This window comes from Pseudomonas sp. RIT411 (assembly GCF_003057735.2).
GTDB classification, from domain to species: domain Bacteria; phylum Pseudomonadota; class Gammaproteobacteria; order Pseudomonadales; family Pseudomonadaceae; genus Chryseomonas; species Chryseomonas oryzihabitans.
Genome location: NZ_QBIZ02000001.1, coordinates 156,376 through 180,286, shown reverse-complemented (window position 1 = coordinate 180,286; position 23,911 = coordinate 156,376). Strand labels below are relative to the sequence as shown.

The window sequence follows — 23,911 nt, the reverse complement described above, 5'->3', positions numbered from 1 at the left end:
AGAAGGCGTTATCGGGCCGCGCGACAGGCGCGGCGGCGATGGACGTGCGATGCGACAAAGCGTCGCTGCGGAAATTGCGGGATCGGCCGATACAGCCAGCGGAACCGGCAGGGCCTGCAGCGACCCGTCAGTCGGCGGAGTATATCAGCGCGGCGCCTGGCGTGCATTCGTACTGCCGCGGCCTGGCTGTGGGCAGATGTTGCGGCTGTGACGGGTCTGGTAGAAGCGCACAGCCGCATCGAGCAACCAGGTCAAGAGGCTTGACCATTCGACGGCTGGCGCTGCACGGCAGTTGCTTAAGGGACTAAACTATTGCCCCTCTTAATCTGATGAGGTCGTTATGAAAACCAAGGACAATGCGTCCAAGAGTCGTTCCTGGGCTATCGTCGGGCTGGAAACGCTCGTGATCGTCGCCCTGTCGCTGTACGTCGCCTTCGGCGCCGGGCTGTTCATCAAGCACCACTGCTGGGACACCCTGACCCCGCAGCAGCAAGACCAGATCCTCGAGCAGATGAGCCGCAGTGCTCAGGAAAATACCCTGCTCACCTGATTCGCCTTCGCTCGAATCCCTTCTTTTCAAACAATAAGAATCCTTCTTTTTCTCCCGCGCACTCCCTGGGTGTCGAGGGGGCCTCGTCACGTCCGCAGTTCTAGCAGACCAGGTGTTTGCCTGGACTCACGGGGGCGGTGGGGGTGGCCTTGGGCAGCACGCTGGGCGAGTAGGTCGCCACGGGTCTGGCGCGACGTGCCAGGCGCAGCATGGCCCAGAGTATGGCCAGCGCCAGGGCCAGCCAGCCCAGAATCAGAAGAAGGATGTAGGTCGCAGGAGTCATTGACGTTCACCGTACGGCTGTCTCGGAAAGGTGTCTCTGCTGGGACACATTTCACTAGACTCGTCAATAGCTATCCTGTTCAGGCTTTCCCGACGAGGGGTCCGACCGGGCGCCGCCGATGCGGCGCCCGGTCGGCGCGGATCACAGGAACAGGTGCGCCAGCCAGAACAGGCCGGCGGAGAGGGCCATGGAGGCCGGCAGCGTCAGGACCCAGGCCATCAGGATGTTGCGCACCGTGCTGCCCTGCAGGCCGCTGCGATTGGCGACCATGGTGCCGGCCACGCCCGAGGACAGCACGTGGGTGGTGGAGACGGGCAGGGCGAAGACGTTGGCCATGCCGATGGCGGCCACGGCCGTCACCTGGGCGCTGACGCCCTGGGCATAGGTCATGCCCTGGCGCCCGATCTTCTCGCCGACGGTCAGCACCACCCGGCGCCAGCCGACCATGGTACCGATGCCCAGGGCCAGGGCGACCGCGATGATGACCCAGAAGGGCGCGTATTCGGTGGTGCTGGTGAGATCCTTGCGCAGACGACTGAGGTCGTCGCGATCGCGCGCGGTCAACACCGGCAGCTTGCTCACCTTCTTGGCGGTGTCGTCCAGGCACAGCAGGTAGCGGCGCACCTGCTGGCGATGGTCGTCGCTCATGGCGCGGTAGTCGGTGATGCCTTCCAGATCGGCCAGCAGTGCCTGCAGGGTCGGCACGGTCATGTGCGGGGCGCAGCGGAATTCCTGGGGCAGGTCGCGATTGCCGGGCACTTCGGCGAGGAAGTCCTTGAGGTTGTCGCCCTGGCGCTCGTAGAACTGACCCAGGTGGATGGCGGCGTCGCGGGTGCGCTCGATCTGGTAGGTGGTGCTGTCCAGGTCCAGTACGAACTTGGCCGGGACGATGCCGATCAGCACCAGCATGATCAGGCCGATGCCTTTCTGGCCGTCGTTGGAGCCGTGCACGAAGCTCATGCCCATGGCCGAGAGGACCAGCATCAGACGATTCCAGAACGGCGGGTGCTTCTTGGCGTCCACTTCGCGGCGCTGTTCCGGGGTCTTGTGCATCTTCGACAGCGGCCGCCAGCGCTTGAGGGCGAGCAGCAGCAGGCCGGCGACGGCGAAGCCGGCCAGCGGCGAGAAGATCAGCGACAGGCCGATGTCGATCGCCTTCTGCCAGTTCACCCCTTCGCTCATCGGGATGCCGGTGAGCAGGGCGTTGGTCACGCCGACACCGAGAATGGAGCCGATCAGGGTGTGGGAGCTGGAGGCGGGGATGCCGAAGTACCAGGTGCCCAGGTTCCAGGTGATGGCCGCGGCGAGCAGGGAAAACACCATGGCCAGGCCGTGGCCGGTGTTGACGTTGATCAGCAGCTCCACCGGCAGCAGGTGGACGATGGCGTAGGCGACGCCAACGCCGCCGAGCAGCACACCGAGGAAATTGAAGATGCCGGAGAAGAACACCGCGAGGTGCGGCGGCATGGCCTTGGTGTAGATCACCGTGGCGACGGCGTTGGCGGTGTCGTGGAAGCCGTTGATGAATTCAAAGGCCAGCACAAAGGCCAGGGCCAAGACGAGGCTGATGGCGACCCAGGCGTGGAGTCCGCTGAAAAGTTCGAACATGGGGATACGTCGACAGTTGGCAGGCGCGAATTATGGCAGAAAAATGACTGCCGCCATCGCCACCTTGAATGGGAGGGGCGAATTAGTCGCCGCGGTAGATGCAGCCGCAGGTGCAGGTCTCATGGACGCGGACCTGGCTGAGCTCGGGCAGCTGGGGCTTGAGTTGTTGCCAGATCCAGCGGGCGAGCACCTCGCTGGTGGGGTTCTCGAGGCCCGGGATGTCGTTCAGATAGTGATGGTCGAGACGCTCGTACAGGGGTTTGAAGACGGCCTTGATGTCGGCGAAATCCCGGACCCAGCCGGTATGGGGATCGACCTCGCCTTCGATGTGCAGGCCTACCTTGAAGGAATGCCCATGGAGACGGCCGCACTTGTGACCTGCCGGAACATTGGGCAGGAAGTGCGCGGCTTCGAAAATGAATTCTTTGAAAATTTCCACGATAACCACTCGCGTTGGGCCACGGGGTGTGGCGGCTGCGGGGCGGCAGTCTATCAGCTCGACAGCGCCTTGCCGAACCTAGCGCTGCCCGGCAGCGGCCAGCGGCTAGCCCGGCATCGACCAGGGTTCCAGCAGATGGCCGTCGTGCGCCAGTTCCAGGCGGGTCCGTTCGATCAGCGCGGCGAGGTGGCCGGCATGGCTGTACTGGCTGCGGGCGACGTGGGCGACCGAGGCCAGGACCTGGCTGCCGTCCGTCACCGCGAAGGAAAAGCTGGCGTCGCTGGGGTCTTCACGGACCTCGCCGTGCAGCGGCAGAAAGGCCTTTTCGACGATGTGGACGGCGCGGGCGAGATCTATGGTCATGGACGGATTCCTCTGCAGATCGCCTTCTATAGAGGACCGGGTGGCGGAGAAATTCTGATTTGCCAACGCCTGCGGGCTTAGGCAGTCTCCCGGTCTTTGTCTGGACGTTTCCCCATGCGCAACAGCAATCCTCGTACCTTCTGGGCTCTGGTCGGCCTGGCCGCGGTCTTCGGTCTCGCCGGCCTGATCGGCAATCGGGTGGGCTGGGAGCGACTGGAGATCGGCTATCGGACGGTGCCGTCGCCCAGTGGCCTGGACATCGGCGTGGCGGGGCAGGTCATCACCGGTCTGCCGTCGCTGTGCATAGCCCTGGCGCTGGTCACGATAGTGACGGCGCTGATCATCCGCGGTGGCCGCCGCTTCCGTTCGCGGCTGCCCCTGCCGGTGACGGCGGCCATTCTCTGGGTGCTGCTGGCGGGCCTGCTGGTGCTCTTCTATCCCAGTACCCTGGCGTTCCAGTGGGAGAACCATCGCAGCGCGGCGGACATCGACTTCTATGTGCTGCAGGAGCGCCAGGGTCCGTTCCAGGGCACGGTGCAGAAAAGCCAGCGCCTGACCTACTACCGCGACTGCGGTGCCACCGGGCAGACAGCCTGCCCGGTGTTCGAGTGCGTGGTGGAAAGACGCAGCTGGCTGGGCGGCCTGCAGAGGATCGAAGGCTTCTACCCGGGGCTGGACCAGGAGCGTCAGTTGGAGCTGCTGCGCACCCGCTGCCTGCCCGGCACGCCGTGACCGACGAAACCGCCGGTCTGGTGGCGCCATAGGCGGGCATAGAGACCGTTGTAGGCGATCAGCTCGTCGTGGGAACCCATCTCGACGATCTGGCCGCGCTCCATGACCACCAGGCGGTCCATGCGCGAGATGGTCGACAGCCGGTGGGCGATGGCGATCACCGTCTTGCCTTCCATCAGGGTCTCCAGACTCTCCTGAATGGCCGCTTCCACCTCGGAGTCGAGGGCGGAGGTGGCTTCGTCGAGCAGCAGGATGGGCGCGTCCTTGAGCAGGGTGCGGGCGATGGCGATGCGCTGACGCTGGCCGCCGGAGAGCTTGACGCCGCGCTCACCCACCTGGGCGTCCAGGCCGGTACGGCCATGGGCATCGGTGATGCGGGCGATGAAGTCGTCGGCCTTGGCCTTGCGCAGGGCCGCGTGCAGCTCCTCGTCGGTGGCCTCGGGGCGGCCGTAGAGCAGGTTCTCGCGAATCGAACGGTGCAGCAGCGAGGTGTCCTGGGTGACCACGCCGATCTGGCATCTCAGGCTTTCCTGGGTGACGTGGGCGATGTCCTGGCCATCGACCAGGATGCGACCGCCTTCCAGGTCATAGAGGCGCAGCAGGACGTTGATCAGGGTGGACTTGCCGGCGCCCGAGGGGCCGACCAGGCCGATCTTCTCGCCCGGGGCCACGTCGAGGGTCAGGCCTTCGATGATGCCGGCGCCCTTGCCGTAGTGGAAATGGATGTCCTCGAACAGCACGGCGCCACGGCTCACCTGCAAGGGCTTGGCGTCCGGGGCATCGCCGACCTGGCGCGGCTTGGCGATGGTGCTCATGCCGTCCTGCACCATGCCGATGTTCTCGAAGATGCCGTTGACCACCCACATGATCCAGCCGGACATGCTGTTGATACGGATCACCAGGCCGGTGGCCAGGGCGATGGCGCCCACGCTGATGACGCCCTGGTGCCAGAGCCAGAGGGCGAGGCCGGTGGTGCCGGCGATGAGGAAGCCGCTGAGGATGGCGATGGTCACGCCCATGGCGGTGATCAGGCGCGCAGCGCTCTCGGCCTTTTCGGTCTGCTCTTCCATGGCCTGGCGGGCGTATTGCTCCTCCTGAGCCGAATGGGAGAACAGCTTGAGGGTGGAGATGTTGGTGTAGCCGTCGACGATGCGTCCGGAGAGCTGCGAGCGGGCTTCGGAGGCGATGGCCGAGCGCTCCTTGGTCTGGGGCACGAAATACCAGAGGGCGATGACGTAGCCGATGATCCAGAGGACCAGGGGCACCATCAGCCAGACGTCGGCCTGGGCGAACAGGATCAGCGAGGTGACGGCAAAGATCAGCACGTGCCAGATGGCGTCCACCGCCTGCACCGCCGAATCGCGCAGGGAGACACCGGTCTGCATGATGCGGTTGGAGATGCGCCCGGCGAAGTCGCTGTGGAAGAAGCCCAGGCTCTGCTTGAGCACATAGCGATGGTTCTGCCAGCGGATCAGGGTGGTGAGGCTCGGGGTGATGGTCTGGTGCACCAGCAGGTCGTGCAGGCTGATGAACAGCGGCCGGATGACCAGGGTGACCACCGCCATCCAGATCAGGGTGCCGCCGTGCTCCTGGAAGAACACCGTGCTGTTGGGCGCGCTGCCGGCCAGATCGACGATCTGGCCGATGAAGTTGAACAGGGCGACCTCGATCAGGGCGCCGATCAGACCGACCGCCAACAGCAGGGCGAAGGCCGGCCAGGCTTGCTTGAGGAAGTGGAGATAGAAGGCGCCGACGCCAGTGGGCGGCATTTCATCGGGGGCTTCCCGAAATGCATCGATGAGGCGTTCGAAGCGGCGAAAGATCATGCGGGGTCCTTGTGAGGAGGAGACGGCGTCTCGCACTGGGGCCTCGCCTGGTTGACCGGACGACCGCCAGCGGATCGTCCGGCAGGACGGGTCGGCTACAGCCGTTTGGCAGCGAGAATCATGACCGGTTCACGGGGAATGTCGCGCAGCATGCCCTGGCGGGTGGTCTGCACCCCGGCGATCTGGTCGACGACTTCCATGCCGCGCACGACCTTGCCGAACACCGCATAGCCGAAGTCGCGCGAGCCGTGGTCGAGGAAGGCATTGTTCTCGACGTTGATGAAGAATTGACTGGTAGCGGAATTGACGTCCGAGGTCCGCGCCATGGCCAGGGTGCCGCGCAAATTCTTCAGGCCGTTGTCGGCTTCGTTCTTGATCGGCGCCTTGGTGCGCTTTTCCTGCATGTCGCGGGTGTAGCCGCCACCCTGGATCATGAAACCGGGGATGACCCGGTGGAACAGGGTGCCCTTGTAGAAGCCGCTGTCGACATAGCCGAGGAAGTTCTCGGTGCTGACCGGAGCCTTGGCCGCGTCCAGCTCGACCTCGATGTCACCCTTGTTGGTGCTGATGAGCACGTGCGGATTGTCCGCGGCCCAGGTGGAGGAGGCGACGAACAGCGCGCAGGCGGCAAGCAGGGCTTTGAACATGATGGATCCTTGAGTGGCAGAGACGACTGGCGAACGATAGCAACCCGGCCGGCACCCCGCCACGGTCAGCGTGGCAGGGCATGCTTGCGCAGCAGGTTCATGAGGATCTGCGAGGCCGGGCCCAGCTCGTGCTGGCGGGTCTTGTAGAGCTGGAAGGGATGGAAGCGCTGGGCGCCCTGTTCCAGGGGCAGCGGCTTGAGCAGACCGGCCTCGAGATCGGTCTGGATGGCGTCCCGGGGCAGCCAGGCGAAGCCCAGGCCGTCGCGCAGGAAGGTCGCCGCGGTGCTGATGCTGCCCACCGTCCAGCGCTGCTCGGCGGCCAGCCAGCCGGCATCCCGCGGCTGGGCGCGGCCGCTGTCGCGGATCACGATCTGCAGCTGTTCTTCCAGATCGGCGGTCACCAGGGTGCGCTGCAGCTGGTGCAGCGGATGCTCGGGATGGGCGACGGCGACGAATTCCACGGTGCCGAGGGAGGCCCCCAGGTGCGCGGCGATCACCAGCCCGGTGATCGCCAGGTCCGCCGAGCCGTCGAGCAGGGCCTCTTCCACGCCGGACAGCACCTCTTCGCGCAGCCGTACCCGGCAGCCACGACTTTGCGGCATGAATTCGCGCAGGCACAGCAGCAGGGGACGGGTGGGGTAGGCGGCGTCCACCACCAGCCGCACCTCGGACTCCCAGCCCTGTTCCATGTGGTAGGCCAGTTCCTCCAGCTGGCTGGCCTGCTGCACCAGGCGGCGCGAGCGGCGCAGGAGCACGGCGCCGGCATCGGTCAGCACGGCGCGGCGTCCCTCTAGGCGCAACAGCGGCACGCCGAGCTGCTCCTGCATGCGCGCGACGGTATAGCTGACCGACGACTGGGAGCGATGCAGCACCTCGGCGGCCTGGGCGTAGCCGCCGTGATCCACCACCGCCTGCAGGGTCCGCCACTGATCGAGGGAAACGCGAGGAGTCTTCATCAAGCGCTCTGGGCTCACGAAAGGGCGCATGTTAGTGCCTAGCCTGGCAATGGCAAAACGCGGCGTCCATCACGGCATGAAAAAATGTCGGCTGGCGGGTCAAATGTCCCGCCGACGCCAGCCTCCAAGCCTGCCGATGAGTTTCCCACTCTAGGCAAGACAAGGAGTCTCCATGTCGTCATTCAAGGCGTTGCTGGGTTGCTGTCTGGTCATCGCACCGCTGCTGGTCCAGGCCGAGGAATCTCGCGCGGCGGCCGCTGACCCCATCGATATCGAAGGCATGAACATCACCCGGACCCTCGACTGCGAGGGGCGCGACGTGTCCCTGTCCGGCGAGGGCAATACCCTGACCCTGAAAGGCCAGTGCGGTGAGGTGTCGGTCTATGGCAGCCATCATCGCCTGGTGCTCGACAGCGCCCGGGCGCTGACCATCCATGGCCTGGGCAGCGTGACCACGGTCAGGGGCGCGGTGGCCAGCCTGAGCATCGGCGGCGGCTATCAGCAGGTGCAGGCCAATGTGCGCGGCAGCGATGGCCTGGCCAAGGTCGATGCCTACGGCTACGGCGCCAAGGCGCGCCTGACCCTGCTCAGCCAGGCCGACATCGCCGTGGGCGGTTCCAGTCAGCAGGTCTACTGGTCCCGCGCGGCCGGGGTGGCCGAGCCCAAGACGCTGGTCTCGGGTGCCGACAACGTGCTGCAGGCCAACCAGTCGGTGGCGGGCCTCACCGGCGGCGAACCCTCGGGCCTGAACGCCACCCGCTAGGCCGTGAAGGGCCGGGGGTTTCCCTCGGGCGGCGGGCACGTTAAGGTCGCGCACCTTTTTCGTGCGCCGCCGTCATGCCTTATCTCCTGCTCGTCACCCTCATCTGGGCGTTTTCCTTCAGCCTGATCGGCGAATACCTCGCCGGTCGGGTCGACAGTGACTTCGCCGTGCTGGTCCGCGTGGCCATCGCCTTCGTGCTGTTCCTGCCTTTCACCCGTTGGCGCGGGGTGCCGGGACGCTTCGCCCTGGGGCTGATGGCGGCGGGCGCGCTGCAATTCGGCATCACCTATCTGTGCCTGTATCGCAGCTTCGCGGTGCTGACGGTGCCCGAGGTGCTGCTGTTCACCGTGCTCACGCCCATCTACGTGACCCTGCTGGACGACGCCTGGCAGCGGCACTTGCGAATCTGGTCGCTGCTCGCCGCCGTGGTGGCGGTGGGCGGCGCCGCCTTGATCCGCTTCCAGCCGCTGACCGGTGACTACCTGCTGGGTTTTCTCCTGCTGCAGGTGGCCAACCTGACCTTTGCCGCCGGCCAGGTGCTGTGCAAGCACCTGGGGCATGCCTATGCCGGGCAGGGCGCCCTGCATCGCCATTTCGGGCTGTTCTTTCTCGGCGCCCTGCTGGTGGCGGCGCTGTCCTTTCTGCTGTTCGGCAATCCGGCGCGGCTGCCCAGCACCCTGTTGCAGTGGGGCGTACTGGTGTGGATGGGCGTCTTCGCCACGGCGCTCGGCCTCTACTGGTGGACCCTGGGCTCGTTGCGGGTCAACGGCGGCACCCTGGCGATCATGAACGAAGCCCATGTGCCGGCGGGCCTGCTGGTCAGCCTGCTGATCTGGCAGCACCCGGCCGATCTGCCTAGGCTGTTGCTGGGCGGTGGGATCATCCTGCTGTCGCTATTCATCAATCGTCTGGGGCGTCAGTCATGAACGTGCTGTCCGGCAAGGGCCTGGGCCTTTCGGTGCTGTCGTCGGTGCTGTTCGCGCTGATGCCGGTGTACTTCGCCTGGCTGGCGCCGTTGGACGGCCTGCAGGTGGTGGCCCTGCGGGTGGTCTGGTCGCTGCCCATGGTGCTCCTGCTGGTGCTGCTGCTGCGGGAGGGCAGGGCCCTGTGGGGCACGCTCAAGCGACTGGTGCGCGAGCCCCGGCTATGCCTGGCGATCCCGGCGGCGGCGCTGCTGATGGGCATCCAGTGGTGGGTGTTCGTCTGGGCGACCATGAACGGCGAGGCCATGGCCATGTCGCTGGGCTACTTCCTCTTGCCCCTGGCCATCGTGCTGACCGGCCGGCTGGTCTATGGCGAGCGCCTGCGACCGCTGCAGCGGCTGGCGGTCGGCTGCGCGCTGCTGGGGGTGGTCAACGAGGTCTGGGTAACCGGGGCGCTGTCCTGGGTCAGCCTGCTGCCAGTGGTGGGCTATCCGCCGTATTTCGTCCTGCGCCGCTGGATGGCGGTGGACGCCTTGTCCGGGTTCGTCCTGGAGATGGTCTGCCTGCTGCCCTTCGCGCTGCTCGCCCTGCACTGGTTCTCGCCCGGCGTCATCCTGCAGCAGTCGCCCTGGCTCTGGGCGCTCCTGCCAGGCCTGGGCCTGCTCAGTGCCATCGCCTTCGCCGCCATGCTGGCGTCGAGTCGCATGCTGCCGCTGAGTCTGTTCGGCATCCTCAGCTATGTGGAGCCGGCGCTGCTGGTGTTCGTCGCCCTCTATGTGCTCGGCGAGCAGCTGCCGGAGGGCGCGATCTGGACCTATGGCCCCATCTGGCTGGCGGTGGCCTGGGTCTGCCTGGACAGTGCGCGCCTGCTGCGCAAGCAGCTCAGGCGCGCACCAGTGGCGCCCTAGAGCGCCAGGGTCGGGCACTCCGCGGCCGCGAAAAAGAACTCGTCGCAGTTGGGCAGACTGCCGGCGCGATCGACGATGAGGAATTCATCCTCGTCGCGCAGGGCCAGCACAGGGTGGTGCCAGACGCCGGCATGGTAGTTGATGCCCTGGCGACCATCGGTGCGGAAGACGCGGATGGCGCCGGCATCCGGGACCGTCGCCGGCGGCGCCACCACCACCAGGAAAGGCTCGCCGCGCAGCGGCACGAAGGCCTGGCTGCCGTGGGGATGGCGTTCGAGCATGGCGATGGTCAGCGGATAGTCCAGCCGCCGGGCGCGAAAGATGCTGATGATCGCCGCGCCGTCCGCCGGCCCCGTCTCGACTCGCGCCAGGGCGTGGTATCTCTGGGTCGAGCCGTTGTTGATGGGATACCAGTCCCGGTCCGCCGTCTCTATGACCTCGCCGAAGGGCGCGAAGCCCTCGGCGGTCAGCGGCTCGATGCGCAGTGGCCGGCTCATGCCTGGCCCCGCGCCACCTTGCCGAACAGTCGCAGTCGGCTGACGCCGCCGTCCGGGAAGATGTTCAGGCGCACGTGGGTGATGGGGCCGAGGTCGCGCACCTGCTCGCGGAAGCTGTGCTCCTGGTGCATCTGCAGCTTTTGCGGCGGCAGCAGCTCCTTCCAGAAGAGACTCTGGGTCTCGATCTGACCGTCGGTGCCGCCACGCACATAGGCGCCCTGGATCTGGCAGCTGTCCGGGTAGTTGCCCTTGAAGTGCAGGGTGTCCACCAGGATTTCCTCGACGATGCCGGCGTGGCCCAGGGCGACGATCACCCAGTCGTTGCCGGGGGTGCGGCGGCGCGCGGTTTCCCAGCCGTCGGCCATGCTGGCGGCGCGGCCCGGGTTGAGGATGTTGCTCATGCGGCCATAGTGCTCGTCGTTGCAGGCCAGGGCGCGACCGCCGTTGAGGGCGGCGGCCAGATCCAGCACCTCGTCGTCGGCCTGGGCCGACCAGTCGCGGTGGGGAATGCCATAGACCCGCAGGCGCGCCACGCCGCCATCGGGATAGATGTTCAGGCGCAGGTGCGTCCAGGGGCGATCGTCGCTGATGGCATGGTAGTGGTGGCTGTTGCCCTGCATCTCGATGGCCGGCAGCACCTCGGTCCAGGCGGCATCGGCGGCCGGGTCGCCCTCGGCGCAGAAGCAGGCTTCCAGGGAGGCCGAGGGCGGGTAGTTGCCGGTGAACCAGCGGGTGTCGATGTCGACGCCCTTGATCGAGCCGGGCACGCCCAGGCGGATGACCGCATGGTCGTAGCCTTCGAAGCGCTTGCGCCGCGACTCCCAGCCGTCCATCCACTTGCCGTTGTCGTCGTAGACGCCTTCCTTCCATTCCGGCTCGTGGGGCTGGAGCATGCGGTCGGCGGCGGCGAACCAGTCGTCGGTGACGCTGATGACACGGGTGCCGAGGCGGGCATCGGCGAGGTTGAGGTACTTCTCGAAGGGCGCAGCGTAGGTGCGTTTCATGGGGGGCTCTTGTCGGGGGAGGGGTCAGAGGGTCTGCAGGCGGAAGAGGGCGATGCGGTCAATCTCGGCCAGGGCACGCTGGAATTCCTGCTCCGGACTGTTGGGCAGGCGTTCCTCGAAGGCGGCCAGGATCAGGTGCCGGTTGCTGCCCTTCACCGCCATGATGAAGGGGAAGCCGAATTTGGCGCGGTAGGCTTCGTTGTGGCGGGTGAAGCGTTCGAGTTCGTCCGGGGTGCATTGATCGAGGCCGGCACCGGCCTGTTCGCCACTGCTGGCGGCGGTCAGTTCTCCAGCCAGGGCGGCGCGTCCGGCGAGATCCGGGTGCGCCTGGATCAGCGCCAGCTGTTCGGCCTGGCTGGCGCGGGCGACCTGGGCGGCGAGGCGCTGGTGCAGGGCTTCGACGCTGTCCGGCAACGGCTGGCGCTCGTCGAAGGCGCGCTCGGCGACCCAGGCGGAATGCTCGTAGATGCCGCCAAAGGTCGCGACGAAGGCAGCGCGCTCCAACTGGCTGGGGGTGACGGTCTGGAAGGTGCTCATGCCGGCGGATGCTCACTGTGCCAGTGACGGGCGATGTCCACCCGACGGGCGAACCAGACGCGCTCATGGCTCTGGGCGTATTCGAGGAAGCGCTTGAGGCCCACCAGGCGACCGGGGCGACCGATCAGCCGGCAATGCAGACCGATGGAAAGCATCTTGGGCGCGGTGGCGCCTTCTTCGTAGAGGGTGTCGAAGGCGTCCTTGAGGTACTGGAAGAATTGCTCGGCGGTGTGGAAACCCTGGACCTGGGTGAATCTCATGTCGTTGGTGTCCAGGGTGTAGGGGATCACCAGGTGTGGCCTGCCGGTGGGCGTATTGGGTTCCCAATAGGGCAGGTCGTCGTCATAGGTGTCGCTGTCGTAGAGGAAGCCGCCTTCCTCCATCACCAGGCGCCGGGTATTGGGCCCGGTCCGGCCGGTGTACCAGCCCAGCGGTCGTTCGCCGGTCAGTTCGGTGAGGATCTCGATGGCGCGCTGCAGATGGGCGCGCTCTTCGGCCTCGTCCATGTACTGGTAGTCGATCCAGCGATAGCCGTGGCTGCAGATCTCGTGGCCGGCCTGGACCATGGCGCGGATGACCTCGGGGTGGCGCTCGGCGGCCATGGCCACGGCAAAGATGGTCAGGGGCACCTGGTGCCTGGCGAACAGTTCCAGGATGCGCCAGACGCCGGCGCGACTGCCGTATTCGTAGAGCGACTCCATGGACATGTTGCGGACGCCCGGCAACGGCTGGGCGGCGACCATCTCGGAAAGGAAGGCCTCGGACTCCTTGTCGCCGTGGAGGATGTTGCGCTCGCCACCCTCTTCGTAATTGAGCACGAAGGACAGGGCGATGCGGGCGTCACCCGGCCAGCGGGGGTGGGGCGGCTGGGCGCCATAGCCGATGAGATCACGGGGATAGGTCATGGAAGGGGCATCCTGGCAGTCGAGATGTTTTGTATACAATGTTTGGAGACCTTTGCCGAGTCCCAGCAAGAATCCTGCCTAACTGGTCTGACCGGTCTGAAGACTTTCGGCCGGCTGGAACGCGCCCGGGCCGCAGACAGTGCCTCTGGCAGGGCTGTATACAATCGCTGGCTGAAAAACTGTTAGGCTGGCTCATCACCCTGCAGGAGCGCTCCCATGTCCGTTTCTTCCCCTGGCGGTTACCTGACGACCCATGTGCTGGACACCGCCGGTGGCTGTCCGGGCGCAGATATCGTCTTTCGCCTGTACCGTCTGGAGGGGGCCGCGCGGCAGGCCCTGGGTGAAGGGCGGACCAACGCCGATGGCCGCAGCGATACGCCGCTGTTGCGGGGCGACGCCTTCACGGCGGGAGTCTATGAGTTGGAGTTCGAGGTGGGCGCCTACTACCGGCGCCGCCAGGTGGCGGTGGATGAGCCGGCCTTTCTCGATACCGTGGTCCTGCGCTTCGGCCTCGCCGACGAGGGCGCGCACTACCATGTACCGCTGCTGGTCTCTCCCTACAGCTACTCGACCTACCGCGGCAGCTAGCGGCAACTGCTCCGCGGCGGTGCGCTTCCGCCCGAATCGGCACCAGGGTAGGGCGCAGGTGCCGTGGCGCTAGTGGAACGTCGGCTCGGTATTGAGTCGCGCGGTGGCGAGCAGCGGACGATCCGGCACGGCACTGCCGGGCCAGGTCTGGGCGATGCGTTCCAGCACTACCTGGGCCAGCATGCTGTGGGTACGACTGGCGAAATGCCCGCGGGCGCCAAAGATATAGGCCTGGTCGGCGCCCGGTTCGACATAGCTGTCCGGATCGCAGAATTCGCGACCGGGGAGACAGGCATCCCCTTCGGCATGGGTGAAGCCGTAGTTGCCGTAGTGAGCGAAGACCTCTTCCATCACCCGGTAGGCATCCACCAGCAGCAGGCGGTCTCCGGCCGGCAGGTTGGCCTGCAGGGTATCGTTGTAGAGCTTGACCAGATCATGGTTGCGCTGGGCCACCTGCTCGGTCCAGGGCTCGAGATAGGGCGCCTTGCCGTAGTCGGTGTTGTTGAGCACCACCAGCCGCTGGGCACCCAGGCTCAGCAGATAGCGCAGCAGCTTGACCTCGTTCAGGGCGGTATGCCGGATCCGCGCCTCGACCTGTTCGCGGACTTCGGGGGGCAGTGGGGCGTCGGCCATCAGCGCGGCCTTGAGCTTCTTGTCGTAGAAGGGCCCGATGATGTCATTGCCGCCGATCTGAACCAGCACCAGGTCCTGCTGGCGGAAGCGGCCGTGCTGCATCTCGAAGTTGCGGATCTGCTGGGAAAAGGCCAGTGGCGCCTCGTTGTGGTCGAAGCCCGGCTCGGTGAAGCTGCCGGTCACGGCGCCGCCCTCGGCGTAGCAGAGACCGTCGGGGTCGCTCGGCCCCTCGTGGCCATAGCCTTCCACCTGACGATTGGGACCCAGCTCTATGCCGTAGGCGTCGGCGATTTCCTGCGGGTAGGTACGCCCCGGATTGGTCGCATAGATGTGGCCGAAGGTGCCGCAATCCATGAGGCTGTCACCAAAGGCGATGACCCTCTGGATACCCCGCGCCTCGGCGATGGGCTCGGGGCTGGGTACGAGGGCGAGTAGCGCGGCGACACCCGCCAGTGCGGTCGCCAATCCCCAGTGCTTGCCCATCCTCTACCTCCCGGCAGCGCCCAGCGTCTGTGCTGTCACCGCCTGCTGCAACCTTCATACCGGGAAGAGCGGGAAAAACGGCGGAGAGTTCCCCGCGCCCGGACCAGCCGAGACGGCAGGCGACGATAGGCAAGGACCTCGGGTGGGACGGGGCGATTGCGGCCCGCCCGCTGCCATTCAGGGTGGGTCAGTCCGGCTTGGCGACGGGATCGGAAGATTGCGCCAGGATGGCTGCCATCAGACCGGGGAAGCGCTGATCCAGGTCTTCGCGCCGCAACTGGTTCATGTGCGTGGTACCGGCGTTGCGGGTATGCACCAGGCCGGCGTCGCGCAGGACACGGAAGTGATGCGACATGCTGGACTTGGGACGGCCGCCGTCGAGTTCGCCACAGGTGGCCTCGGCGACCCGCGCCAGATAGCGGACGATATCCAGGCGCACGGGATCGCTGAGCGCGTGGAACAGACGCTCAAGGGAAAATTCGTCGGGACTGGGATGTTTGAAAGGGCGCATGCGCCAATCATACACCGGGGGTTGGCGATTATGTTATGTTCGATTAATATCGAATTAACGAACAAGACTTCAACGTACACCTTGTCACCATACGGGAGACCGCTCAGATGTCCGCATTGTTCCAACCCTTCACCCTCAAGGACGTGACGCTGCGCAACCGCATCGCCATTCCGCCCATGTGCCAGTACAGCGCCGTGGACGGCGTCATCAACGACTGGCACCAGGTCCACTATGCCGGCCTGGCCCGTGGCGGTGCGGGTCTGGTCGTCGTCGAGGCCACGGCGGTCTCGCCGGAAGGCCGCATCACGCCCGGCTGCGCCGGCATCTGGTCGGACGCCCATGCCCAGGCCTTCGTGCCGGTGGTCCAGGCGATCAAGGCCGCCGGTTCGGTACCGGGCATCCAGATCGCCCACGCCGGTCGCAAGGCCAGCGCCAACCGGCCCTGGGAAGGTGACGACCATATCGCCGCCGACGACGCCCGCGGCTGGGACACCATAGCCCCGTCCGCCGTGGCCTTTGGCGCCAACCTGCCCAAGGTCCCCAAGGCCATGACCCTGGACGACATCGCGCGGGTCCGTCAGGACTTCGTCGACGCCGCCAAGCGTGCCTACGAGGCCGGCTTCGAGTGGCTGGAACTGCATTTCGCCCACGGCTACCTGGCGCAGAGCTTCTTCTCGGTGCACTCCAACCAGCGTGACGACCAGTACGGCGGCGACCTCGCCGGCCGCAGCCGCTTCCTGCTGGAAACCCTGGCCGCGGTGCGCCAGGTCTGGCCGGAGCACCTGCCGCTGACCGCGCGGTTCGGCGTGATCGAATACGATGGTCGCGACGAAGAGACCCTGGCCGAATCCATCGAGCTGGCCCAGGGCTTCAAGCGCGAAGGCCTGGACCTGCTGAGCGTCAGCATCGGCTTCTCCACCCCGACCGCCAACATCCCCTGGGGCTCGGGCCTGCTGGCGCCCATCACCGAGCAGGTGCGCAAGGCGACCGGCCTCAAGGTGGCCTCGGCCTGGAACATCGACACCCCGGCCCTGGCCAACCAGGTAGTGGCCGACGAGCAGCTGGATCTGGTGATGGTGGGTCGCGCCCACCTGGCGGATCCGCACTGGCCCTACTATGCGGCCAAGGCCCTGGGCGTCGACAAGCCGTCCTGGGTGCTGCCGGCGCCCTACGCCCACTGGCTGGAGCGCTATCGCACCAGCTGAGGCTGAAGAAATGGCCGCCGCGGACCGGCGGCCATTTCTACTGGCGAGTGGCTAGTATGATAGCTAGCTAATCGTTAGGCCCGCACCTTGCATGACGTCAAAGCGATCCATCGCTGCTTTATCGTCATACAGGGAAAATTGTCATGTCCGAGATGTCTCGTCGCTCCTTCGTCAGCCTGGCCACCCTGGCCTCCGCCGCGGTTCCGCTGGTGGGCTGGTCCCGTCTGGCTGCCGCGGATACGGCCGCGCCGCCCGTGCGGGAAAAGGTGCTGATCAACTACAACGAGAATCCGCTGGGACCTTCGCCCAAGGCCGTGGCCGCCATGCAGCGAGGGGCGGCCCTAAGTGGCCGTTATCACTTCGAGTATCAGGAGCAGCTGATCGAGCTGTTCGCCCGCCAGCACGGCTTGCCGAAGGATCATGTACACGCCTTTTGCGGCTCCAGCGAACCCCTGCAGTACGCGGTGATGGCCTTTACCGGGCCCCGCAGCCTGGTGCTGGCCAACCCCAGTTACGAAGCGGCCATGGTGGCAGCCAAAGCCAAGGGGGCACCGGTCCACGAGGTTCCGCTGGACGCCAGCCATGCCCACGACATTCCCGCGATGCTGGCGGCGGACAGCCAGGCCGGGCTCATCTACATCTGCAATCCGAACAACCCCACCGGCACCGTCACGGCACGCGAGCGCATCGAATTCGCCATCGCCAATCGCCCCAAGGGTAGCGTGGTGATGATCGACGAGGCCTATATCCACCTGAGCAACGAAAAGAGCTGCCTGGACCTGGCCGCGCAGCATGACGATGTTCTGGTCCTGCAGACCTTTTCCAAACTCTACGGCATGGCCGGCGCCCGGCTGGGCTTCGCCGTGGGTAAACCGGATTTGCTGGCCAAGCTGGAGGTGTTCGGCGGCGAGAATGCCATTCCGGTCGCCGCCATGCTGGGTGGCATGGCCAGCCTGGAGGATCGCCAGTTGGTAGCGCAGCGCCGCAAGGAGAATGCCGCCACGCGCGACGAGACCCTGGCCTGGCTTCGTCAACGGGGCTTCGCCTGCACGGCCTCCCAGGGCAACTGCTTCATGGTCGATACCGGTCATCCGGGCCAGCAGGTCATCGCCGCCCTGGCCAGGCGCAACATCGTCATCGGTCGCACCTGGCCGGCGTGGCCGACCTGGGTAAGGGTCAGCGTCGGGTTGCCGAATGAGATGAAGGCCTTCCGCGAAGCCTTCGTCGCGGTGCTCAAGGACCCGACGGCGCTGGCCGGATTCACGCCCTTGGAACGCCAGGGTGGCCAATTGGCGCAGCTCGCCTGATCCGCCGATAAAGCGCTTGCAGGGTGGCTAACGGCGCAGCCTTATCCACCCTGCCGCGGGCCTGCCAGTGGAAAACGCGGCGCGGTTTTCCACGCTACCGGATCGAGGCTCGGGCTCGGTCGTTTGGGTTTGTTGGGCTTCGCTAGGCTCAACCCAACCTACGTTGATGGGTAGGTTGGGTTGAGGCGGCTCCAGCGGCGAAGCCCAACAGGTTCAGCTGTCGCGGCTGTGTACCCGGCGACCCGCGGCATAGGTCTCGCGCACCACGCGGTCGTCGGCCAGGGTGGTGAGGACGAAGAGGGTTTCTTCCAGGCTCTTGGACTGCTGCAGGCGGTAGTCGAGCAGCGGGGTGGCCTTGAGGTCGAGCACCACGAAGTCGGCGTCGTGGCCGGGGGCCAGGCTGCCGATGCGGTCGTCCAGGCGCAGGGCGCGGGCGCCGCCGAGGGTGGCCAGGTAGAGCGACTTGAAGGGGTGCAGGCGATGGCCGCGCAGTTGCTGCACCTTGTAGGCCTCGCCGAGGGTCTGCAGCAGCGAGAAGCTGGTGCCGGCGCCGACATCGGTACCGAGGCCGACATTGACCTTGAAGGCTTCCATCCGCTCTAGATCGAACAGCCCGCTACCGAGGAAGAGATTGGATGTGGGGCAGTGGGCCACCGCCGAACCGGTGTCGTGCAGGCGCTGGCATTCGGCGTCGCAGAGGTGGATGCCGTGGGCGAACACCGAGCGCGGACCGAGCAGCTGGAAGTGGTCGTAGACGTCCAGGTAGTGGCTGCGCTCCGGGAACAGCGCCTTCACCCAGTCGATCTCTTTGAGGTTCTCGGAGAGGTGGGTGTGCAGGTAGACGTCCGGGTGCTCGGCCAGCAGGCGGCCGGCGGCTTCCAGTTGCTCCGGCGTGCTGGTGGGGGCGAAGCGCGGGGTGACGGCGTAGTGCAGCCGGCCCTTGCCGTGCCAGCGCTGGATCAGCGCCTTGCTGTCGGTGTAGGCGGACTCGGCGGTGTCCCGCAGATAGTCCGGGGCGTTGCGGTCCATCAGCACCTTGCCGGCGATCATGCGCAGGTCGAGGCGTTCGGCGACCTCGAAGAAGGCATCCACCGACTGCGGATGGACACTGCCGAACACCAGGGCGGTGGTGGTGCCGTTGCGCAGCAGTTCGCCGACGAAGACCTCGGCCACCTCGGCGGCCTTGGCCGGATCGGCGAAGGCGCCCTCGGTGGGGAAGGTGTAGGTGTCCAGCCAGTCCAGCAGCTGTTCGGCGTAGCTGGCGATCATGCCGGTCTGCGGATAGTGGATATGGGTGTCGACGAAGCCGGGGGTGATCAGGGCGTGGGGGTGCTCGATCACCTCGGTGCCGGCTGGCAGGGTGGGCAGCAGTTCGGCGGCCGGACCCATGGCCTGGATGCGGCCGTCCGCGACCAGCAGCAGGCCGTCGGCGTGGTATTCGTAGGAGGCGTCCAGCCCCACCTCGGCCGGGTCGGCGAGGCTGTGGAGCAGGGCGGCACGATGGGCGATGGCAGTCATAACGATCTCTGAAAGACGAAGCGGCGGAAAAGGGATCAGTTGGGCGCGACGGCGTTGACCAGGCGCAGCGGCTGGTCCGCCTGCTGGGCCTGGCGGCCGTAGTGGGCGATGACCTCGCCGGCCACGGCGATGGCGATCTCCAGCGGCAACTTGCCCTGGACCTCGGGCAGGCCCAGCGGGCAGCGCACCGTGGCCAGACGGTCGGCGCCGTGGCCACGGGCGGCGAGGCGGTGGCGGAACTTGGCCCACTTGGTCCTGGAGCCGATCAGGCCGAAGTAGCCATGGTCGCCGCGGGCGAGGATGGCGTCGGTCAGCTCCAGGTCCAGGGGGTGATTATGGGTCATGACGATGTAGTAGGCACCCGCCGGCATGCGGGCGATCTCGTCGACCGGCTCGTCGGTAACGATCTTTTCCACGCCAGCGGGCAGGACGGCGGGAAACTCCTGGGGCCGCGAGTCGACCCAGCGCACGGCGCAGGGCAATCCCGCCAGCAGCGGCACCAAGGCCCGGGCGACATGGCCGGCGCCAAAGACGATCACCGGGACGTCCTGCGCCAGCTGAGGTTCGAACAGCAGGGTGGTGACGCCGCCACAGCACTGGCCGAGGCTGGCGGCCAGGGAGAAGCGTTCCAGGCGCGGCTGGCGGGTGCCGGCGGCGAGCATTTCCCGGGCGATGTCCACCGCGCGGTATTCGAGATGACCGCCACCGATGGTCAGGTGCTGCTCCTCGCGCCCCACCAGCATCTTGGTGCCGGCGTCGCGGGGCGTGGAGCCCTGTTCGTCGGCCACGGTGACCAGCACGCAGGGTTCGCCGCGCGCCTCGAAGTCGGCCAGCAGGGCCAGCCAGCCACGTTTGGAGTTCATGCGGGCTCCTCCGTGGCGGGGACCGGGGTGGTGTGCAGCTCGGCGGCCAGGCGGCGCATGCGCTCCACGCCCCAGAGTACCCGCTCGGGGGTGGCGGGCGCGTCCAGCGCGGGATGGAAGCGGTAGTCCGCCACGCTGGCCACGGCGTCCTGCAGGGCGCACCACACCGAGATGCCGAGCATGAAGGGCGGCTCGCCCACGGCCTTGGAGTGGAACACCGTGGCCTCGGGATTCTGCCTATTCTCCACCAGGCGCACGCGCAGATCCGGTGGCACATCGCTCACCGCCGGGATCTTGTAGGTGGAGGGACCGGCGGTGAGCAGCTTGCCGGCGTCGTTCCATACCAGTTCTTCCATGGTCAGCCAGCCCAGGCCCTGGACGAAGCCGCCTTCCACCTGGCCGATGTCGATGGCCGGATTCAGGGAGGCACCGACGTCGTGGAGGATGTCGGTGCGCAGCAGGCGGTATTCGCCGGTGAGGGTGTCGATCAGCACCTCGGAGCAGGCGGCGCCGAAGGCGTAGTAGTAGAAGGGCCGGCCGCGCGCCTGGTCGCGGTCGTAGTGGATCTTGGGCGTGCGGTAGTAGCCGGTGCTGGAGAGTGACACCTGGCCGACGTAGGCCAGCTGGATCAGCTCCTCGAAGCTCAGCAGGCGATCGCGCACCCTGACATGGCCATTGCGGAAATCGACCTCTTCGGGCCCGATGTGGAAGTGCCGACTGGCGAAATCGATCAGCCGGTCCTTGATGGTCTGGGCGGCGTTCTGCGCGGCCTTGCCGTTGAGATCGGTGCCGCTGGAAGCGGCGGTGGGCGAGGTGTTGGGCACCTTGTCGGTGTTGGTCGCCGTGATCTGGATGCGGGCTATGTCGACCTGGAAGACCTCGGCCACCACCTGAGCGACCTTGGTGTTGAGCCCCTGGCCCATCTCGGTGCCGCCGTGGTTCAGGTGGATGCTGCCGTCGGTGTAGACATTGACCAGGGCGCCGCCCTGGTTGAGAAAGGAAGAGGTGAAGGAGATGCCAAATTTCACCGGGGTCAGGGCCAGGCCCTTCTTCAGTACCGGACTGTCCCGGTTGAAGTCGCGGATGGCCGCACGACGCGCCTGGTAGTCGCTGCTGGCCGCCAGGTCCGCGGTCATCTCCTCGAGCAGATTGTCTTCCACCACCTGGTGGTAGTGGGTGAGATTGCGCGTCTCCTTGCCGTAGTAGTTGCGCCGCCTGACCTCCAGCGGATCGAGACCGCGATGGCGGGCGATGGCGTCCATGACGTTCTCGATGGCCAGCATGCCCTGGGGGCCGCCAAAGCCGCGGTAGGCGGTGTTGGAAGCGAGATGGGTCTTGCATCTGTGGCCGGTGATCTGGGCGTTGCCGAGAAAGTAGGCGTTGTCGGCATGGAACATGGCGCGGTCGATGATGGCGTTGGACAGGTCCGGCGAATAGCCGCAGTTGCCTGCCAGTTCGAAGCGGATGCCCAGCAGCCGGCCTTCGTCGTCGAAGCCGACGTCGTACTCGACATGGAAGGGATGGCGCTTGCCGGTCATATGCATGTCTTCAAAGCGCGGCAGGCGCATCTTCACCGGGCGCCCGGTGAGATGGGCGAACACCGCGCAGAGCGCCGCCGGCATGCCGGCCTGGCTCTCCTTGCCGCCGAAGCCACCGCCCATGCGTCTCATGTCGACAGTGACCCTGTTCATGGAGACGCCGAGCACCTCGGCCACCTGTTTCTGCACCTCGGTGGGGTTCTGGGTAGAGGAATAGACCAGCATGCCGCCGTCTTCGGTGGGCATGACCGAGGCCACCTGGGTTTCCAGGTAGAAGTGCTCCTGGCCGCCGATGGCCAGTTCGCCCTGCAGACGATGGGGGGCAGCGGCCAGGGCGGCGGCCGCGTCACCCAGGTGGTGGCTGTGGCTGGGCGAGATGAAGTGCTCGCGGCGCAGCGCTTCCTTGACGTCGAGGATGGCCTCCAGCGGCTCGTATTCGACGAGGGCGGCCTGGGCGGCGCGGCGGGCAGCGTCAAGGCTGGTAGCGGCCACCGCCAATACCGGCTGGCCCAGGTACTGCACCTCGCCATCGGCGAGCAGCGGATCGCCGGGGAGGACGGCGCCAATGTCCAGCTGGCCCGGTACGTCGGCGGCGGTGATGGCCAGGGCCACGCCGGGAATCGCGTAGCAGGGCGCGAGATCGATGTGCTTGATCCGCGCATGGGCGTACTCGCTCATGCGCGCATAGACGTGCAACTGGTTGGGGAATTCCAGGCGATCGTCGATATACAGGGCCTCGCCACTGACATGCTTGTCGGCGCTCTCGTGCTTGAGCGGCTTGCCGACACCGCTGGCCAGGCCGGCGGCGAAGGCCGCGGCCATTTCCTCGGGGGTGCGAACGGGGAGGGTGCTAGACATGGGCGGTGAGCCTCGTGGCGAGCGTGGGCTGGGTGGTCTCCAGGTGACATTTGCGCAGCAGATTCTGCGCCGTCAGCAGGCGGTATTCGCGACTGGCGCGGAAGTCCGACAGTGGGGCGAAATCCTCGGCCAGGGCCTGGACGGCGCGTTCGATGGACGCGGCATTCCAGGGCTGGCCAAGCAGCGCCTGCTCGCACTGAGCGGCACGCTTGGGCGTGGCCGCCATGCCGCCGTAGGCGATGCGTACCGCCGCGACGCGGTCCTGGTCGAGCTCCAGCGCGAAGGCGGCGCAGACCGCGGAGATATCGTCGTCCAGCCGCTTGGATACCTTGAAGGCGCGGAAGACCAGGCCCTCACGCGCCCGCGGCACCCGGACCGCCTGGATGAATTCGCCGGGTTCCAGGGCCGTCTTGCGGTAGTCGAGAAAGAAATCGTCCAGAGCCAGTTCGCGCAGGCGTTCACCCTGGCGCAACAGCAGGCTGGCGCCCAGGGCCAGCAACAGGGGCGGACTGTCGCCGATGGGCGAGGCATTGCCGATATTGCCGCCCAGGGTGCCCTGGTTGCGGATCTGCAGGGAGGCGAAACGCTGCAGCAGGGCGCCGAAGTCCGGGTAGTCGGCGGCCAGGGCGGCGGCACAGTCGGCCAGCGGGGTGGCGGCGCGGATCTCGATAGAATCGTCGCCAACGGTGACGCCGCGCAATTCCGGGAGGTTACCCAGGTAGATCAGGGTATCCAGACGGCGATGCTGCTGGGTGACTTCCAGGGCCAGGTCGGTACCGCCGGCCAGCAGGCGCGCCTCGGGGTGCGCTTGGTAGATACCGGCCAGTTCGCTTAGGGTAATGGGGCTGTGGCAGCGCCGGTTGGCGCCCTCCAGACGGGTGTCGGGTACTGGCGCCAGGGCCTCGAGGCGCTCCAGGGTCTGCTGCTCGCGGGCATCGAACTGATCCGGCTGACGGCCGGCGCAGGCCTGCTCGGCTGCGGCCAGGATCGGTCGGTAGCCGGTGCAGCGGCAGAGATTGCCGGCCAGGGCCTCGTGGGTGGCGGCGTCATCCGGCGCGGCGACGTTCTTCTGCAAGGCGAACAGCGACATGACGAAGCCAGGGGTGCAGTAGCCGCACTGGGAACCGTGGCAGTCGACCATGGCCTGCTGCACGCTGTGCAGGCGGCCCTGGTGCTTGAGGTCTTCCACGCTGATCAGTTGCCGACCGTCCAGTGCCGCGACGAAGGTCAGGCAGCTGTTGACGGTGCGATAGCGCAGCTGGTCGCCGTCGGGCTCGGCCAGCACCACGGTGCAGGCCCCGCAGTCGCCCGAGGCGCAGCCTTCCTTGGTGCCGGTCTTGCCGCAGCGCTCGCGCAGATACTGCAGCACGGTAAGGTTGGGATCGAGCTGCTCTTCAACGCGCAGCTCCTGGTCCAGCAGAAACCTGATCACGGCCGCTCTCCACCTGGTCTCGAATGCCTTGATG

General features: G+C 66.7%; 25 protein-coding genes. 8 read left to right on the top strand and 17 right to left on the bottom strand.

The window, feature by feature from the left end; translation table 11 throughout:
* The first annotated feature begins 340 nt into the window (after window positions 1–340).
* Window positions 341–550, top strand: a complete 210-nt coding sequence (locus tag DBY63_RS00870; RefSeq protein WP_007158876.1) for a hypothetical protein — start codon at window positions 341–343, stop codon at window positions 548–550.
* A 100-nt stretch (window positions 551–650) separates the two neighbouring features.
* On the opposite strand, the gene DBY63_RS00865 is transcribed toward DBY63_RS00870, so the two are convergent.
* The 4 genes from DBY63_RS00865 to DBY63_RS00850 all read right to left on the bottom strand — a co-directional run bounded on the left by DBY63_RS00865 (window position 651) and on the right by DBY63_RS00850 (window position 3,243).
* Entirely contained in the window at window positions 651–833 is a 183-nt protein-coding gene (locus DBY63_RS00865; protein WP_108581050.1) for a hypothetical protein, read from the bottom strand.
* Between the two features lie 141 nt (window positions 834–974).
* Complete coding sequence (locus DBY63_RS00860; RefSeq protein ID WP_007158874.1) at window positions 975–2,441, bottom strand: inorganic phosphate transporter; 1,467 nt, start codon at window positions 2,439–2,441, stop codon at window positions 975–977.
* Between the two features lie 82 nt (window positions 2,442–2,523).
* Complete coding sequence (gene queD, locus DBY63_RS00855) at window positions 2,524–2,880, bottom strand: 6-carboxytetrahydropterin synthase QueD (protein WP_081320902.1); 357 nt, start codon at window positions 2,878–2,880, stop codon at window positions 2,524–2,526.
* A 105-nt stretch (window positions 2,881–2,985) separates the two neighbouring features.
* On the bottom strand, window positions 2,986–3,243 hold the full coding sequence (locus DBY63_RS00850) for a hypothetical protein (RefSeq protein WP_007158872.1): 258 nt from the start codon (window positions 3,241–3,243) through the stop codon (window positions 2,986–2,988).
* 114 nt (window positions 3,244–3,357) lie between these two features.
* Here DBY63_RS00850 and DBY63_RS00845 point away from each other — a divergent pair, with 114 nt between their 5' ends.
* The gene (locus DBY63_RS00845) at window positions 3,358–3,975 is read left to right on the top strand and encodes a hypothetical protein (RefSeq protein WP_108581049.1); all 618 of its coding nucleotides are present in this window, start codon (window positions 3,358–3,360) and stop codon (window positions 3,973–3,975) included.
* Here the strand turns inward: DBY63_RS00845 and DBY63_RS00840 are convergent.
* The 3 genes from DBY63_RS00840 to DBY63_RS00830 form a co-directional block, all read right to left on the bottom strand.
* Window positions 3,930–5,801: an ABC transporter ATP-binding protein gene (locus DBY63_RS00840; RefSeq protein ID WP_027599789.1), complete on the bottom strand. Its 1,872-nt coding sequence runs from the start codon at window positions 5,799–5,801 to the stop codon at window positions 3,930–3,932. The genes DBY63_RS00845 and DBY63_RS00840 overlap by 46 nt on opposite strands.
* Before the next feature lie 95 nt (window positions 5,802–5,896).
* Window positions 5,897–6,448 (bottom strand): peptidylprolyl isomerase, encoded by a 552-nt coding sequence (locus DBY63_RS00835; RefSeq protein WP_007158869.1) that lies wholly within the window; start codon window positions 6,446–6,448, stop codon window positions 5,897–5,899.
* Window positions 6,449–6,513: 65 nt separating this feature from the next.
* Window positions 6,514–7,404: a LysR family transcriptional regulator gene (locus DBY63_RS00830; RefSeq protein WP_007158868.1), complete on the bottom strand. Its 891-nt coding sequence runs from the start codon at window positions 7,402–7,404 to the stop codon at window positions 6,514–6,516.
* A gap of 172 nt (window positions 7,405–7,576) precedes the next feature.
* Here DBY63_RS00830 and DBY63_RS00825 point away from each other — a divergent pair, with 172 nt between their 5' ends.
* The 3 genes from DBY63_RS00825 to rarD all read left to right on the top strand — a co-directional run bounded on the left by DBY63_RS00825 (window position 7,577) and on the right by rarD (window position 9,998).
* The gene (locus tag DBY63_RS00825) at window positions 7,577–8,167 is read left to right on the top strand and encodes a DUF3060 domain-containing protein (RefSeq protein WP_077172526.1); all 591 of its coding nucleotides are present in this window, start codon (window positions 7,577–7,579) and stop codon (window positions 8,165–8,167) included.
* A gap of 74 nt (window positions 8,168–8,241) precedes the next feature.
* On the top strand, window positions 8,242–9,093 hold the full coding sequence (locus DBY63_RS00820) for an EamA family transporter (protein WP_108581048.1): 852 nt from the start codon (window positions 8,242–8,244) through the stop codon (window positions 9,091–9,093).
* Entirely contained in the window at window positions 9,090–9,998 is a 909-nt protein-coding gene (gene rarD, locus DBY63_RS00815) for an EamA family transporter RarD (protein WP_027599786.1), read from the top strand. Before DBY63_RS00820 ends, rarD begins: the two co-directional genes overlap by 4 nt.
* On the opposite strand, the gene DBY63_RS00810 is transcribed toward rarD, so the two are convergent.
* The 4 genes from DBY63_RS00810 to puuE are packed head-to-tail and all read right to left on the bottom strand — an operon-like array spanning window position 9,995 to window position 12,941.
* Complete coding sequence (locus tag DBY63_RS00810) at window positions 9,995–10,495, bottom strand: ureidoglycolate lyase (protein WP_027599785.1); 501 nt, start codon at window positions 10,493–10,495, stop codon at window positions 9,995–9,997. The genes rarD and DBY63_RS00810 overlap by 4 nt on opposite strands.
* Window positions 10,492–11,499: an allantoicase gene (gene alc / locus DBY63_RS00805; protein WP_027599784.1), complete on the bottom strand. Its 1,008-nt coding sequence runs from the start codon at window positions 11,497–11,499 to the stop codon at window positions 10,492–10,494. Before alc ends, DBY63_RS00810 begins: the two co-directional genes overlap by 4 nt.
* Window positions 11,500–11,523: 24 nt before the next feature.
* Complete coding sequence (uraD, locus tag DBY63_RS00800; protein ID WP_108581047.1) at window positions 11,524–12,036, bottom strand: 2-oxo-4-hydroxy-4-carboxy-5-ureidoimidazoline decarboxylase; 513 nt, start codon at window positions 12,034–12,036, stop codon at window positions 11,524–11,526.
* The gene (puuE, locus tag DBY63_RS00795) at window positions 12,033–12,941 is read right to left on the bottom strand and encodes an allantoinase PuuE (RefSeq protein WP_108581046.1); all 909 of its coding nucleotides are present in this window, start codon (window positions 12,939–12,941) and stop codon (window positions 12,033–12,035) included. The genes uraD and puuE overlap by 4 nt, the downstream gene beginning before the upstream one ends.
* 216 nt (window positions 12,942–13,157) lie before the next feature.
* On the opposite strand from puuE, the gene uraH reads away from it, so the two are divergent.
* Window positions 13,158–13,529 (top strand): hydroxyisourate hydrolase, encoded by a 372-nt coding sequence (gene uraH, locus DBY63_RS00790; RefSeq protein ID WP_108581045.1) that lies wholly within the window; start codon window positions 13,158–13,160, stop codon window positions 13,527–13,529.
* Window positions 13,530–13,598: 69 nt separating this feature from the next.
* Here uraH and DBY63_RS00785 read toward each other — a convergent pair whose 3' ends face one another.
* Both DBY63_RS00785 and DBY63_RS00780 read right to left on the bottom strand, forming a co-directional pair.
* Window positions 13,599–14,645, bottom strand: a complete 1,047-nt coding sequence (locus DBY63_RS00785) for an SGNH/GDSL hydrolase family protein (protein ID WP_074583060.1) — start codon at window positions 14,643–14,645, stop codon at window positions 13,599–13,601.
* A 187-nt stretch (window positions 14,646–14,832) separates the two neighbouring features.
* Entirely contained in the window at window positions 14,833–15,156 is a 324-nt protein-coding gene (locus tag DBY63_RS00780) for a metalloregulator ArsR/SmtB family transcription factor (protein WP_007158858.1), read from the bottom strand.
* 107 nt (window positions 15,157–15,263) lie between these two features.
* On the opposite strand from DBY63_RS00780, the gene DBY63_RS00775 reads away from it, so the two are divergent.
* Together DBY63_RS00775 and DBY63_RS00770 are read left to right on the top strand one after the other, a co-directional pair.
* Entirely contained in the window at window positions 15,264–16,361 is a 1,098-nt protein-coding gene (locus DBY63_RS00775; protein ID WP_044342806.1) for an NADH:flavin oxidoreductase/NADH oxidase, read from the top strand.
* Between the two features lie 143 nt (window positions 16,362–16,504).
* Window positions 16,505–17,668, top strand: a complete 1,164-nt coding sequence (locus DBY63_RS00770) for a pyridoxal phosphate-dependent aminotransferase (protein WP_007158856.1) — start codon at window positions 16,505–16,507, stop codon at window positions 17,666–17,668.
* Between the two features lie 213 nt (window positions 17,669–17,881).
* Here DBY63_RS00770 and guaD read toward each other — a convergent pair whose 3' ends face one another.
* Genes guaD through xdhA form a run of 4 tightly spaced genes read right to left on the bottom strand, consistent with a single transcriptional unit; the run spans window position 17,882 to window position 23,877 of the window.
* The gene (guaD, locus tag DBY63_RS00765) at window positions 17,882–19,192 is read right to left on the bottom strand and encodes a guanine deaminase (RefSeq protein WP_108581211.1); all 1,311 of its coding nucleotides are present in this window, start codon (window positions 19,190–19,192) and stop codon (window positions 17,882–17,884) included.
* 29 nt (window positions 19,193–19,221) lie between these two features.
* Window positions 19,222–20,049, bottom strand: coding sequence for a xanthine dehydrogenase accessory protein XdhC (xdhC, locus tag DBY63_RS00760; protein ID WP_027599776.1), 828 nt, complete (start codon window positions 20,047–20,049; stop codon window positions 19,222–19,224).
* Complete coding sequence (gene xdhB / locus DBY63_RS00755; RefSeq protein WP_108581044.1) at window positions 20,046–22,445, bottom strand: xanthine dehydrogenase molybdopterin binding subunit; 2,400 nt, start codon at window positions 22,443–22,445, stop codon at window positions 20,046–20,048. Before xdhB ends, xdhC begins: the two co-directional genes overlap by 4 nt.
* Window positions 22,438–23,877, bottom strand: a complete 1,440-nt coding sequence (gene xdhA, locus DBY63_RS00750; protein WP_108581043.1) for a xanthine dehydrogenase small subunit — start codon at window positions 23,875–23,877, stop codon at window positions 22,438–22,440. The genes xdhB and xdhA overlap by 8 nt, the downstream gene beginning before the upstream one ends.
* Window positions 23,878–23,911: the final 34 nt, after the last annotated feature.